13 protein-coding genes and 1 pseudogene are annotated in these 12,738 nt (G+C 72.3%); 10 read left to right on the top strand and 4 right to left on the bottom strand.

The features are described from left to right. The first annotated feature begins 82 nt into the window (after positions 1–82). Positions 83–634 carry a hypothetical protein gene (locus ACWGL3_RS26020; RefSeq protein WP_452461902.1) on the top strand — a complete coding sequence of 184 codons (552 nt, stop codon included), beginning with the start codon at positions 83–85 and terminating at the stop codon, positions 632–634. Positions 635–753: 119 nt separating this feature from the next. On the opposite strand, the gene ACWGL3_RS26015 is transcribed toward ACWGL3_RS26020, so the two are convergent. Both ACWGL3_RS26015 and cutA read right to left on the bottom strand, forming a co-directional pair. After that, positions 754–1,359 carry a hypothetical protein gene (locus ACWGL3_RS26015; RefSeq protein ID WP_452461903.1) on the bottom strand — a complete coding sequence of 202 codons (606 nt, stop codon included), beginning with the start codon at positions 1,357–1,359 and terminating at the stop codon, positions 754–756. Further along, entirely contained in the window at positions 1,356–1,691 is a 336-nt protein-coding gene (gene cutA, locus ACWGL3_RS26010; protein WP_452461901.1) for a divalent-cation tolerance protein CutA, read from the bottom strand. Before cutA ends, ACWGL3_RS26015 begins: the two co-directional genes overlap by 4 nt. 66 nt (positions 1,692–1,757) lie before the next feature. Here cutA and pyrE point away from each other — a divergent pair, with 66 nt between their 5' ends. Next, complete coding sequence (gene pyrE, locus ACWGL3_RS26005) at positions 1,758–2,291, top strand: orotate phosphoribosyltransferase (RefSeq protein ID WP_267947161.1); 534 nt, start codon at positions 1,758–1,760, stop codon at positions 2,289–2,291. 103 nt (positions 2,292–2,394) lie between these two features. Here the strand turns inward: pyrE and ACWGL3_RS26000 are convergent, their stop codons facing one another. After that, positions 2,395–2,778 (bottom strand): RodZ domain-containing protein, encoded by a 384-nt coding sequence (locus tag ACWGL3_RS26000; RefSeq protein ID WP_267947162.1) that lies wholly within the window; start codon positions 2,776–2,778, stop codon positions 2,395–2,397. Between the two features lie 408 nt (positions 2,779–3,186). Here ACWGL3_RS26000 and fbaA point away from each other — a divergent pair, with 408 nt between their 5' ends. Continuing rightward, complete coding sequence (fbaA, locus tag ACWGL3_RS25995) at positions 3,187–4,209, top strand: class II fructose-bisphosphate aldolase (RefSeq protein ID WP_267947163.1); 1,023 nt, start codon at positions 3,187–3,189, stop codon at positions 4,207–4,209. 160 nt (positions 4,210–4,369) lie between these two features. After that, entirely contained in the window at positions 4,370–4,786 is a 417-nt protein-coding gene (locus ACWGL3_RS25990; RefSeq protein WP_267947164.1) for a DUF3151 domain-containing protein, read from the top strand. 110 nt (positions 4,787–4,896) lie between these two features. Here ACWGL3_RS25990 and ACWGL3_RS25985 read toward each other — a convergent pair. Further along, positions 4,897–5,271 (bottom strand): annotated as a pseudogene (locus ACWGL3_RS25985) (LmrA/YxaF family transcription factor); the annotation flags it as partial. 146 nt (positions 5,272–5,417) lie between these two features. Between ACWGL3_RS25985 and ACWGL3_RS25980 the strand changes: the two are divergent. From ACWGL3_RS25980 to ACWGL3_RS25955, 6 genes are all read left to right on the top strand, one after another. Continuing rightward, positions 5,418–5,738 carry an imine reductase family protein gene (locus ACWGL3_RS25980; protein WP_452461900.1) on the top strand — a complete coding sequence of 107 codons (321 nt, stop codon included), beginning with the start codon at positions 5,418–5,420 and terminating at the stop codon, positions 5,736–5,738. A gap of 198 nt (positions 5,739–5,936) precedes the next feature. Next, positions 5,937–7,220: an adenylosuccinate synthase gene (locus ACWGL3_RS25975; RefSeq protein WP_267947167.1), complete on the top strand. Its 1,284-nt coding sequence runs from the start codon at positions 5,937–5,939 to the stop codon at positions 7,218–7,220. Positions 7,221–7,260: 40 nt separating this feature from the next. Continuing rightward, positions 7,261–8,511, top strand: a complete 1,251-nt coding sequence (gene purD / locus ACWGL3_RS25970) for a phosphoribosylamine--glycine ligase (RefSeq protein ID WP_267947168.1) — start codon at positions 7,261–7,263, stop codon at positions 8,509–8,511. Between the two features lie 19 nt (positions 8,512–8,530). After that, complete coding sequence (locus ACWGL3_RS25965) at positions 8,531–9,451, top strand: phosphoribosylaminoimidazolesuccinocarboxamide synthase (protein WP_267947169.1); 921 nt, start codon at positions 8,531–8,533, stop codon at positions 9,449–9,451. A 359-nt stretch (positions 9,452–9,810) separates the two neighbouring features. Further along, the gene (gene murA / locus ACWGL3_RS25960; protein ID WP_267950568.1) at positions 9,811–11,106 is read left to right on the top strand and encodes a UDP-N-acetylglucosamine 1-carboxyvinyltransferase; all 1,296 of its coding nucleotides are present in this window, start codon (positions 9,811–9,813) and stop codon (positions 11,104–11,106) included. Positions 11,107–11,357: 251 nt separating this feature from the next. Beyond that, positions 11,358–12,623, top strand: a complete 1,266-nt coding sequence (locus ACWGL3_RS25955) for a transcriptional regulator (protein ID WP_378553683.1) — start codon at positions 11,358–11,360, stop codon at positions 12,621–12,623. Positions 12,624–12,738 lie beyond the last annotated feature (115 nt).

Here is a 12,738-nt window from a genome sequence, read left to right as displayed (position 1 = left end):
CTGGGGGGGGTTAGCACCCGTTTCGCTCCTCCATGGGCGAAAAGGGAGGAGCTGCCGCCGTCCAGCGCTGTAGGTTCTCGCAATGACACGATTCGCAGGGTCCCTCATCGGTGTCGGATTCGGGCTGGCGTTCGTCCTCGCGAACACCGGGCCGCCGCTGCCCCCCGCGGTGGCGCTCGTCCTCCGCGTCCTCGCCGTGGCCGCGGTGGTCGCCGTCCTCGCCCTGGTCGTCGCGATCGGCCGACGGCCGGCCGCAGACCCGGGCCCCGACGCGCCGCGGATGCGGTTCGACGGGTTCTTCGGCGCCGTCCTGGCCGTCGAGGCCGTCGCGCTGTTCGGCGGGATCCAGGCGCTGAGGGCCCTGGACGCGCCGATGCAGGCCAACGTGGCCTGGATCGCCCTCGTGGTCGGACTGCACTTCTTCCCGCTGGCCCGGCGCTGGCGGGCCCGGTCCCTCGTGTTCACCGCCGTTTACATGTCGGTCCTCGGCCTCGCCGGGCTGGCGATGGTCTTCGCCGGGTACCCGGGGTGGGCGCCCCTCGTGAGCGGTGCGGTCACCGGCGCGGGCATGCTCACCGGGATCCTGGCCTCGCTCGCCGCCGACCTGCGGGCGGCCAAGGCCGTCGACGCCTGACCGCGTTCCGGCGGGAGGGCGTGTCCGTCCCGGGCTCCGGCCGTGCCGCCCGGCCTTCCGCCGGTCCCGGCCCCGGCCCCGGGGTTCCTACGGACACGCCGGGCGCGGCGGGCACGGCCTCAGGACATGCCGCGCAGCCCGACGAGGAGTTCCGCCAGGGCCGCGGCGGCCCCGTCGGGGTCCGTCTCGCGCACGGTCCAGCCGCGCATGGCCGCGAGCCGCGCCACGTGCGCGAAGGCCGGGTCGGTGAGCAGGTAGGCGCACGGGGCGTCCGGCCAGTCGGCCGCCACCGGCAGCCGCTCGGTCCGGTAGGCGGGCGGCTCGCCGGGCCGGGGAGCACCGGAGTCGGCGCCGGGCGGGACCGCACCCTCGGGGCTCTGCGAGCGCACGAGGCCGGCCCTGTCGGCGCTGCCCGGCTGGGGCAGGAACGCGTCCACCAGCACGTAGCCGAACACCGGCCGGTGGGCGGCCCGCTGCGCCGCTCCCACCGCGCCCAGCAGGGGCCCGGCGTCCCCCTCGGCGACGAGGGCGGTCGGCGCGTCCGCCGCGACCAGCCGGTTGATCTCCAGGCTGGCCCGCGCGACGTAGCGCGCCGCGTGCGGCGGCAGTTCGTCCCCGCCCACCTCGGGGCGGACGGCGCCCGCCCCGACCTCGGGCAGCCGCCGGTGGAGGTCGGGCAGCCTGGTGGCGGCGCCGAGGGTCGGGGGGAGGAGGACGGCGATCACGCGGTGCGGCCCGCGGTCTCGTCGCGCACCCACGCCAGGTAGGAGGGGTTGCCGCCCGACACCGGCACGGCGACCACCTCGGGGACGTCGTAGGGGTGGACGCCGACGATGTGGGCGGTGAGCTCGTCGAGCCGGTCCGCCGAGGTCTTGGCGACCACGGTCCACTCCTCGTCGCTCCGGACCTCGCCCTCCCAGCGGTAGAAGCTGGTGACGGGCCCGCCCACCTGCGCGCACGCGGCGAGCCGGCGGTCGACCACCGACCGTGCCAGCCGTTCGGCGCCGTCCCTCGTGTCGACCGTCGTCTCGACCCGGACGGTCTCGTGCTGTGGCATGGTCGTCCCTCCGTCCCGGCCGCCGCGGTCCGGACCGCCCGACCGGGTGTTCTAGGCTCACTGGTCATGAGCGAACGTGATGAACTCCTGCGTCTGATCAACGATAAGGCGGTCGTGCGCGGGAAGGTGACCCTGTCCTCGGGCCTGGAGGCGGACTACTACGTCGACCTGCGGCGGATCACCCTGGACGGGGAGGCCGCGCCGCTGGTCGGCTCGGTCATGCTGGACAACGTCGCGGACCTGGAGTTCGACGCGGTGGGCGGCCTGACGCTGGGCGCGGACCCGGTCGCCGCGGCGATGGTGCACGCCGCGCACGCGCGCGGCCGCAGGCTGGACGCGTTCGTGGTCCGCAAGGCGGGCAAGGCGCACGGCCTGCAGAAGCGGATCGAGGGCCCCGACGTGCGGGGGCGGCGCGTGCTCGCCCTGGAGGACACCTCGACCACGGGCGGCTCGGTGATGACCGCGGTGGAGGCCCTGCGCGAGGAGGGCGCCGAGGTGGTCGCGGTCGCGCTGATCCTGGACCGGGGCGCCCGCGGGCGGATCACGGAGGAGGGCCTGGACTACCGGGCCGTGTACGGCGTGTCCGACCTGGACGTGTAGCGGTCCGGCCCGTGGGCGCGGTTCCGGCCGCGGCCGGGGCCGCCTCCGCGGGGGCGGGGCCCGGTCGGGCCCGTCACTCCGCGCCGGTGCGGCGCGCGGCCGTCTAACCGTCGATCGTGAAGCTGTGGCCGGGTTCGCGGTCGGCGATGTCGCGCCGGTTCCCGTGGACGAAGACCTCGACGGCGGAGGGGTCGCCGATGGTGACCTCCAGGCCGCCCTCGGCGCTCGCGTAGTTGACCGACTGGCCCTGGGTGACCTCCTGGTCGAGGAGGACGTCGCCTCCGGGGATGCGGACGAAGACGTCGCTGGACTCACCGGTCACACGGATGTGCAGCACACCCATGTTCTCCGGTTCCTCCGACTCCGCCGCCGTTCCCGAGGCGTTGGCGCTCACACTGGCGCCGTTGCCCGGGAGGGAGCGGTACAAGAAGAATCCGCCGAGGGCCAGGAGCGTGACCAGGAGCAGGACAGCCCCGACGATGGCCATCACCTGGCCAACGCCGCGAGGGTCATTCCTATGCCTTCCCACGGCGTTGAATGTAGCGCGTATCACGACAAAAAGCGACAGTGATCGGCCCTCTGCCCAGGGGTTCCCATGATGCGTTCACGTTCGCCCGCGAAATGCACAACTTTTCACACCGGGGCCGGAGAACCGGGAACGCCTGCGCCGTCAGCTGCGACGACACCGGGAACTCCGGACAATTTGGTCTAGACCTTTTCAAGGGCTCCGTGGATTCGGGATACTTGGGTGACACCTGGTGGACACGTCCGGAAGCGCGGCCCGCCCCATGGGCCTTCCCCCGCTCGCCGGCCTCCACCGGGAACGCACGTGGGGTGCCGCCGGAGCGATACCGGCGGCCGCTCGCTCCAGGCCGAATCCAGGGAGAGTCAAGCCATGCCCATCGCCAGTCCCGAGGTCTACACCGAGATGCTGAGCCGCGCGAAGTCCCAGGGCTTCGCCTACCCGGCGATCAACGTGACCTCCAGCCAGACGCTGCACGCCGCCCTGCGCGGCTTCGCCGAGGCGGAGAGCGACGGCATCGTCCAGATTTCCACGGGCGGAGCGGAGTTCCTCTCCGGCGCCTCGATCAAGGACATGGTCACCGGTTCGGTCGCCTTCGCCGAGTTCGCCCGCGTCGTGGCCGACAAGTACCCGGTGAACGTCGCCCTGCACACCGACCACTGCCCCGAGAACAAGCTCGACGGCTTCGTCCGCCCGCTCCTGGAGATCTCCAAGGAGCGCGTCGCCAAGGGCCAGGAGCCGCTGTTCCAGTCCCACATGTGGGACGGGTCGGCCGTCGAGCTGGAGGAGAACCTCCGGATCGCCGAGGAGCTGCTGGCGTCGTCCGAGGCGGCCCGCACGATCCTGGAGATCGAGGTCGGCGTCGTCGGCGGCGAGGAGGACGGCATCGTCGGCGAGATCAACGAGAAGCTCTACACCACGCCGGCCGACGCCCTGCGCACCGCCGAGGTGCTGGGCCTGGGCGAGAAGGGCTACTACCTGACCGCCCTGACCTTCGGCAACGTGCACGGCTCCTACAAGCCCGGCTTCGTCAAGCTGCGCCCGGAGGTGCTCAAGAAGGCGCAGGAGGCCGTCGCCGAGAAGCACGGCAAGGACAAGGCCTTCGACTTCGTCTTCCACGGCGGCTCGGGCTCCACCATCGAGGAGATCCACGAGGCCATCGGCTACGGCGTCGTCAAGATGAACATCGACACCGACACCCAGTACGCGTACACGCGTCCGGTGGTCGACCACATCCTCAAAAACTACGACGGCGTGCTGAAGATCGACGGCGAGATCGGCAACAAGAAGGCCTACGACCCGCGCTCCTACGGCAAGGCGGGCGAGGCCGGCATGGCCGACCGCGTCGCCGAGGCCGCGCGGCAGCTGAAGTCCGCCGGCAACAAGATGAAGTAGGGGACCCGGCTCCCGCCGCTGCGGCGGGCGCGCCCGCGCGCGGTTCCCGGCGGCGGCACGGCCGCCGGGCGCCGCGCCCCCGGAGGACGGGGCCGGGGACGGACGCGCGATGTCGCGGGAGGCACCGTGAGGGGTGCGGACCCGGTGGCAGGATGGGGGCATGAACCTGCACCGGAACCTGCTCAACGAGCCGCCCGAGACCCGTCTGGCCGACAACCCCGAGGCCCGTGAGGCCCTGGCCGGAGCCGACGACCCCACGCCGGTCGCCGGACGCTTCCCCGAGTACTCGGCCGCGTGGGCGCGCCTGGCCGAGCTGGCCCTGGCCGACGGGCAGCCCGTGGCCGCCTACGCGTACGCCCGCACCGGCTACCACCGGGGGCTGGACCAGCTGCGCCGCTCGGGCTGGAAGGGCCACGGCCCCGTCCCGTGGGAGCACGAGCCCAACCAGGGCTTCCTGCGCGCCCTGCACGCCCTGGGCAAGGCCTCCGAGCAGATCGGGGACGCCGAGGAGGCGGAGCGCTGCGCCGACTTCCTGCGCGACTCCAGCGCCGAGGCCGACAAGGTCCTCAACGGCTGACGCCCCAACGGTCCCGGGGCGCGCGGGCCCCGGGGCCGTCGGCCACACCCCGCTCCGGCCCGCGGGCCGGACGCGTAGAGGCCGATCAGCCGGGCCAGATGGGTTCCGGCGATCCGCAGCGGAGCCTCGTCCCGCGCCACCTGCGCCGCCATCTCGGCGCCCTCCACGGTGCTGATCACGGTGTACGCCAGATCCGCCGCGTCGTCCTCGGCGATGCCGTGGTCCCGCAGCCTCTCGAACACCAGCCGGCGCCAGTGCGCGAAGGCCGCGTCCGCGGCCCGCCGGATCTCGGGAACGCTGCCCGTCACCCCCAGGGCGGTGGAGGCGACGGGGCACCCGTCCTCCCAGCCGGACTCGCGCATCCCCTCGGCCAGCGCCCGCACACAGGCGACGATGCCCTCGGCCGGGTCCCCGGCGGCCGTCAGGCACCGGTCCAGCTCGTCCGCGAACCCCCTCTCCCCGTGCCGGATCGCGGCGACCGCCACTGAGCTCCGACACCCCCGAACGCGCCAGAGAGGCCGCCCGGTGGCTCGCCGGGCACGGCGCCCACCACCTGACCGGAGGCGTCCGGTCCGATCCCTCGGGCATCGGCTCACCCGGGTCCTCCACCTTCTACAGCGGCCCCGGCGAGGTGTTCCGCCGCCACCGGGAGACCCTGGAGGTCCTCACCGCCACCACCTACCTCGGCGAGGATCCGGGGCTGGCCGCGCTGTACCACCAGCCCGGGATGACCTTCTTCTGGACCTCCCTGCTCGGCTGGCTCCAGACCCTCGCCGTCGCCAGGGCCCACGGCATCGGCGCCGAGGCCCTGCTCCCCGTCACCGAGACGGACTCCCTGGCCGCCGTGTTCCGGTTCTACGCGCCCCGGATCGACACCGGAGACCACACCGGCGACGCGGAGGCCGGCTTCACCAGCCTGCTGGAAGTGCTCTCGGCGCCCGCCTCCGGCTGAGGGCCCCGCGGCTCCCGCCCTCTCCCCGAGCGCCCCGGGCCGGTGTGGCACAGACGCCCCGGCGCCCCACTTAACCCGGATGCGCAGGTCGTGTACGCTCAATACGCAACGGCCCCTGTCGCTGCCTTGCGCCAGGGGTTCATCCATGTTCGGGGTAGGAACCCCGGTCAGGTGTCGAGCGAAAAGGTAGAGATCCAGATGCCGGCGATCACGCTCGTGGGTGCCCAGTGGGGCGACGAGGGCAAGGGCAAGGCGACCGACCTCGTCGGCGACCGCGTGGACTACGTGGTGCGGTACCAGGGCGGCAACAACGCCGGCCACACGGTGGTCATCGGCGACAAGAAGTACGCCCTCCACCTGCTCCCGTCCGGGATCCTCTCCCCCAACGTGGTGCCGGTCATCGCCAACGGCGTCGTCATCGACCCGGGCGTCCTCCTGGAGGAGCTCCGCGGCCTCGACGAGCGCGGCGTGGACACGTCCCGCCTGCTCATCTCCGCCAACGCGCACCTGATCATGCCCTACCACCGGGCCCTGGACAAGGTCAGCGAGCGCTTCCTCGGCAAGGGCAAGATCGGCACCACCGGTCGCGGCATCGGCCCGACCTACGCCGACAAGGTCTCCCGCCAGGGCGTGCGCGTCCAGGACATGTTCGACCCCTCGATCCTGCGCAAGAAGATCGAGCTGGCCCTGCACGACAAGAACCAGCTGCTCACCAAGGTGTACAACCGGCGCGGCCTGGAGGCCGAGCCGATCATCGAGGAGTACCTCGGCTACGCCGAGCGGCTGCGCCCGTACGTCGCCGACACCTCGCTGATCCTCAACAAGGCGCTCGACGAGGGCAAGACCGTCTACCTGGAGGGCTCCCAGGGCACGCTGCTGGACATCGACCACGGCACCTACCCCTTCGTGACCTCCTCCTCCCCCACCTCGGGCGGCGCGGCCGCCGGTTCGGGCATCGGCCCCACCCGCATCACCAAGGTCGTGGGCATCCTCAAGGCCTACACGACCCGTGTCGGCTCGGGCCCCTTCCCCACGGAGCTGCTCGACGAGCAGGGCGAGTGGCTGCGGACCCAGGGCGGCGAGTACGGCGTGACCACCGGGCGCAACCGCCGCTGCGGCTGGTTCGACGCCCCCATCGCGCGCTACGCCACCCGCATCAACGGCATCACCGACTTCTTCCTCACCAAGCTCGACGTGCTCACCGGCCTGGAGCGCATCCCCGTGTGCGTCGCCTACGAGGTCGACGGGGTCCGCCACGACGAGATCCCGATGACCCAGACCGACTTCCACCACGCGGTGCCGGTCTACGAGTACCTCGACGGCTGGTCCGAGGACATCACCGGAGTCCGCGAGTTCGACGAACTCCCCAAGAACGCACAGGTCTACGTGCGTACCCTGGAGGAGATGGCCGGAGCACCCGTCTCCGCCATCGGCGTCGGTCCCGGACGCGACGAGACCCTCCAGCTGCGCTCCCTGGTCTGACCCCCGCCCGTCCGCCTTCAACACGAAGAGGCCCCCTGCAGTGAAAGCCCTCGTTCTCGGCGGCGGAGGCCGCGAGCACGCCCTCGTCCGCGCCCTCTCCCTGGACCCGGGTGTCACCGGCATCCACAGTGCGCCCGGCAACCCGGGCATCTCCGAGCTGGCCGAGAACCACGTCATCAACGTGACCGACGGTCTCGCCGTGACGGAGCTGGCCGCGCGCATCCGCGCCGAGCTGGTCGTCATCGGCCCGGAGGCCCCGCTGGTCGCCGGTGTGGCCGACGCCCTGCGCGACCGCGGCATCCCCGTGTTCGGGCCCGACCGGGCGGCCGCGAAGCTGGAGGGCTCCAAGGCGTTCGCCAAGGAGGTCATGGAGGCGGCGGGGGTGCCCACCGCCAAGGCGCGCGTGTGCCGGTCCGCGGGCCAGGTCTCCGACGCCCTCGACGAGTTCGGCGCCCCGTACGTGGTCAAGGACGACGGCCTCGCCGCGGGCAAGGGCGTCGTGGTGACGGACGACCGCGCCCTCGCCGAGCGGCACGCCCGGGAGTGCGGCCGCGTGGTCATCGAGGAGTTCCTCGACGGCCCCGAGGTGTCCCTCTTCGTGCTGAGCGACGGTGTGCACGCGCTGCCGCTGCTGCCCGCGCAGGACTTCAAGCGCGCCTACGACGGCGACCGGGGCCCCAACACCGGCGGCATGGGCGCCTACGCCCCGCTGCCGTGGGCGCCGCAGGGCCTCGTGGACGAGGTGATGGAGTCGGTCGTGCGGCCGACCCTCGCGGAGATGAACCGGCGCGGCACGCGCTACCAGGGCCTCCTCTACGTGGGTCTGGCGCTCACGTCGGGCGGCCCGCGCGTGGTCGAGTTCAACGCGCGGTTCGGCGACCCGGAGACGCAGGTGGTCCTGGACCGGCTCGCCACCCCGATCGGCGCGGTCCTCCAGGCCACCGACACGGCCGGGCTGGGCGGCATCGGCTCCCTCAAGTGGAAGCCGGGCGCGGCGGTCACCGTCGTGGTCGCCGCGGAGAACTACCCGGGCGACCCGGTCAAGGGAGACCTGATCGGCGGCCTGGACGCGGCCAACGCGCTGGAGGGCGCGTACGTGCTGCACGCCGGCACCGCGTGGGAGGGCACCGACGGCGTCAAGGCGAGCGGGGGCCGTGTCCTCAACGTGGTCGGCACCGGCGCCGACCTCCGCCAGGCGCGCGAGCGGGCGTACGAGGCCGCGTCGCGGATCGAGCTCCGCGGCTCGTTCCACCGCACCGACATCGCCGAGCGCGCCGCCGCCGAGCTGTAGCAAGGACCGGAGAACCCACATGAGCGGCTTCGTCGTCACCCCCGAGCCCGTCCGGGTCGAGGGGCTCACCCACCTGCACACCGGCAAGGTGCGCGACCTGTACGCGGCGGCGGACGGCAGCCTGGTGATGGTGGCCAGCGACCGCGTGTCGGCGTACGACTGGGTGCTGCCCACCGAGATCCCGGGCAAGGGGCGCCTGCTCACCCAGCTGTCCCTGTGGTGGTTCGACCAGCTGGGGGACCTGGTGCCCAACCACGTCCTGTCCGACGTCCCACCGGCGGGAGCACCCGCCGACTGGGACGGGAGGACACTGGTGTGCCGCCGGTTGGACATGGTGCCGGTGGAGTGCGTGGCGCGCGGCTACCTGACCGGTTCCGGCCTCGCCGAGTACCGGGTCGACGGCACGGTGTGCGGCGTCGCCCTCCCCGACGGCCTCGTCGACGGCTCCGAGCTTCCCGAGCCGGTCTTCACCCCGGCCACCAAGGCCGAGGTCGGCGACCACGACGAGAACGTGTCGTTCGAGGTCGTGGCCGACCGGCACGGAGCCGCCCTCGCCGCCGAGCTGCGCGACCTCACCCTGCGCGTGTACCGGCGCGGCCGGGAGCTGGCGCGGGAGCGCGGCGTCATCCTCGCCGACACCAAGTTCGAGTTCGGCCGGGACGCCGACGGCGCCCTGGTGCTGGCCGACGAGGTGTTCACCCCCGACTCCTCCCGGTACTGGCCGGCGGACGAGTGGGCCCCCGGACGCCCGCAGACCTCCTTCGACAAGCAGGTCCTGCGGGACTGGCTGGCCTCGCCCGAGTCGGGATGGGACCGGGCCTCGGAGACCCCGCCGCCCGCGCTTCCGGAGCACGTGGTGGAACGCACGCTGGACCGCTACACGGAGATCCATGAGCGCCTGACCGGCCGGAAGCCCGGTCTCCGCGCCGGGAACCGGTAGTGATTCGGCGCACGGGGCAGTCGTTTCACGTCGGGGACCACGTATGGTGGTCACGTTGTGCGCGGCGTCCCGCCGGCGTCCTGCCACGCGCGCGGCATCCCTGGTCTTTCCCTTGGGCCGAATACCTCTTTGGCTGTTTGACCGGTCCCCATCCACGTCCGGCGGGTATACCACGTTCTGTGCCGGTACACGCGGGTGGGTGCTATAGAGTCGTCGCGAGCACCGGCTTCACCGGCCGCGCAGGTCACGCGCAAGATGGTCGCAACGTTCCAGGGGAAACCCGCGTCTAAAACGCATACAGGCGAAACCCGACGAGGGTGACCTTTTTTCACATCTGCCTCACAAAGGAGCACATGAGCATGGGCCAGGAGGTTCGTTACCGCGTCCGCGGCGGACGCCCCCTCAGTGGAACGGCGTTCATCCAAGGCGCGAAGAACGCCGTCCTGCCGATGATCGGGGCCGCTCTACTCGCGGCCAAGGGCCGTACCGTGCTGCGGAACGTGCCCGTCATCGAGGACGTCTACCGCGCGCTTGAGCTCGCCGAACACGTGGGCGCCAAGGTCGAGTTCCACGAGGCCGAGCGCACCGTCGTCATCGACGCGTCCCGTCTCAACGACCCCGAGCGCGCCGTCCTGCCCGCCGAGATCGCGGCCCGCTTCCGCGGCTCCGTGCTCTTCGTTCCCGCGCTGATGCACCGCACCGGCCGCGCCCGCATCGAGGGCGTCGGCGGTTGCAACCTGGGCAGCCGCAACCTCGACTTCCACTACCGGGGCTTCGCGCGCCTGGGCGCGGAGGTCACCGAGGACCTCGAGCGCAACCACATCAACGTGGAGGCCAGCAACCTCCGCGGTGGCCGCCTCTACCTGGACACGCCGTCCCACACCGGTACCGAGAACCTGCTCATGGCCGCCGTCCTGGCGCCGGGCACCACGGTGATCGAGCACGCGGCCCTCGAGCCCGAGGTCATCGACGTCATCAACTTCCTGAGCGCCATGGGCGCCAGGATCAGCGGTGGCGGCACCGGGCTCATCACGGTCGAGGGCGTCGAGGAGCTCACCGCGGTCGAGCACACGATCATGTCGGACCGCATCGACGCCGGCGTGTTCGCGATGACCGTCGCCGCCACCGGTGGCGAGGTCAGCCTGGTGGGCGCCCACCTGGACCACCTGGGCGTGGCCCGCTGGAAGCTCGAGCAGATGGGCGTGGGCTTCTCCCAGGAGGGCGCGGTCCTGCACGTGCAGAGGGACCCCTCCGTGCCGCTGCGCCCGATCAACGCCGTCACCTCGCCGTTCCCGGGCTTCGCGACCGACCTCCAGTCGCCGCTGATGGCCCTGGCCACCCTGGCCGAGGGCGAGAGCTACATCCACGAGGCCATCTACGACGGCCGGTTCGCCCTGGCCGACGAGCTCAACAAGATGGGCGCGAAGATCGAGGTCGAGGGCACCCGCGCCATCGTGCACGGGCCGACCAACCTGCGCGGGGCCGAGGTCATCGCCCACGACCTGCGCACCGGTGCGGCCCTGGTCCTCGCCGGACTGGTCGCGGAAGGTGAGACAATCGTGGCGCCCGGATACCTGGTTGACCGCGGTCACTCCCAGTTCGCGGCGAGGCTCGCTGCTCTCGGCGCGGACGTGGAGCGCGTCGTCGTCTCGTAGGGAGCCGAAAGCGCAGTTCAAGCCGGGGTGGGGGCTTGCCTCCCACCCGGGCTTTCGGCGTTGATATCGAAAACGATCTTCTTTGGCCCCGCACAATGGGTACGATCTCGGCAATCATGCCGTGACAGAGATCGGGTCGGGAAACCAGTGGGCGCACATAGTGAAGAGCGTGGAATGGTAGCGGGGAGCAACCCGAGGTGAGTGCCCAGCGTACTGGCGATTTGACGATCGGCGTCATAGGGCCCCATGAGGTGGTCGAACGGGTCATGCTCATGGGCCCGGGGTCCACCGGGCCCCTCAACGCCAGACTCATCGCAGCCGCGTACCGAGATGAGCAAGAGGCGACGGACAAGGTCGTCAGGCTGGGTTCGGCGATCGACGCCTACCTGTTCGCCAGCCCTGTCCCGTACGAGTTCGCGCGCAAGGCCGGGGTTCTCACGATGCCCGCCACCTTCGTGCCGCTCGGCGGGGCCAGCCTGCACGAGGCCCTGCTCCGGGCGACCCTGGACGACCGGTACGACCCGACCAGAGCCAGCCTCGACGTGCTCAGCCGCGCCGACGTGGTCGAGGCCTACTCCGAGGTCGACCTGCCCGTGGACGGCATCCACGTGCACGAGGAGCTCACGAACACCGCGCAGCTCACGTCCTTCCACGAGGGGCTGTGGCGGCGCAAGGCCACCCGCATGGCGATCACCTGCGTGCGCGGCGTCGCCGAGCGGCTGGAGGCCATCGGCGTCCCCGTGATCCGGTTGCGGCCCACCAACGCCGGCGTGCGCAGCGCCCTCCAGACCGCGGGACTGCTGGGGGCGCACCACCGGCTGGAGGAGGCCCAGCTGGGCGTCGTGGTGGTGGACGTGCCCACGCTGCGGGACTCGTCCCGGCGGTCGACCCCCCGGTACTGGCGCGAGGAGCTGCGGCTGTCGCTGCACCGGCTCCTCCTCCAGGAGGCCCACCGGATCAACGCCACGGCCCACCGCCTGGACGACCATTCGTTCATGGTGACCGCCACGCGGGGATCGCTCGTGACCGCGACCGAGGGGTTCCGGCAGCCGCCGTTCGTGGAGCGCATCAAGGCGGAGCTGGGGATCGCGATCGAGGTCGGGATCGGCATGGGGCGCACCACCCAGGACGCCGAGGCGCACGCCCGGGCCGCCCTGAACCGCGCCCAGGCGTCCCGTCAGAGCTTCGCGGTGGACCGCGAGGGTCGTTCCCTGGTCCCCGCCCAGCGCGCGCCCGCACGGCAGTCCTCCGAACCGCTGCGCACCAAGGGCCGCGAGACGTTGATTCGGCTCTCGGAGAAGATCGCCGAGGAGGACGGCCCGCTGGTCGTCGACGCGGAGAACGCCGGGCGCATGCTCGGCGTCACCTCCCGGACCGCGCGCCGGCTGCTGCGCACCCTCGTCGAGGAGGGGCTGGCATGGCCGCTGCCCCCCAACCGCACCCTCCAGCCCGGCCGCCCGCGCCAGCTCTACAGGCTGATCGTGGAGAAGCTGGACAAGGACGCGGCGGGCAAGTAGGCGGTGGGCGGACAGGCGCCACACGTACGCGGGCGGGGGCGGTTCCCAACCGGACCCCCCCCCCCCCCGGCTGCCCCCGTGCTGCGGGGCGACCCGGTGAGGGCCCGGCCCCACC

It is taken from the genome of Nocardiopsis sp. NPDC055824 (assembly GCF_053616335.1).
The sequence above is the reverse complement of the archived record's forward strand: the minus strand, read 5'-3'. Positions and strand labels throughout refer to the sequence as shown.

Excerpts from the sequence above, each read along its gene's own strand:
- ACWGL3_RS26020 (WP_452461902.1), top strand. The coding sequence starts at position 83 with ATGACACGATTCGCAGGGTCCCTCATCGGTGTCGGATTCGGGCTGGCG.
- cutA (WP_452461901.1), bottom strand. The coding sequence starts at position 1,691 with ATGCCACAGCACGAGACCGTCCGGGTCGAGACGACGGTCGACACGAGG.
- pyrE (WP_267947161.1), top strand. The coding sequence starts at position 1,758 with ATGAGCGAACGTGATGAACTCCTGCGTCTGATCAACGATAAGGCGGTC.
- ACWGL3_RS26000 (WP_267947162.1), bottom strand. The coding sequence starts at position 2,778 with ATGGCCATCGTCGGGGCTGTCCTGCTCCTGGTCACGCTCCTGGCCCTC.
- fbaA (WP_267947163.1), top strand. The coding sequence starts at position 3,187 with ATGCCCATCGCCAGTCCCGAGGTCTACACCGAGATGCTGAGCCGCGCG.
- ACWGL3_RS25990 (WP_267947164.1), top strand. The coding sequence starts at position 4,370 with ATGAACCTGCACCGGAACCTGCTCAACGAGCCGCCCGAGACCCGTCTG.
- ACWGL3_RS25975 (WP_267947167.1), top strand. The coding sequence starts at position 5,937 with ATGCCGGCGATCACGCTCGTGGGTGCCCAGTGGGGCGACGAGGGCAAG.
- ACWGL3_RS25965 (WP_267947169.1), top strand. The coding sequence starts at position 8,531 with ATGAGCGGCTTCGTCGTCACCCCCGAGCCCGTCCGGGTCGAGGGGCTC.
- murA (WP_267950568.1), top strand. The coding sequence starts at position 9,811 with ATGGGCCAGGAGGTTCGTTACCGCGTCCGCGGCGGACGCCCCCTCAGT.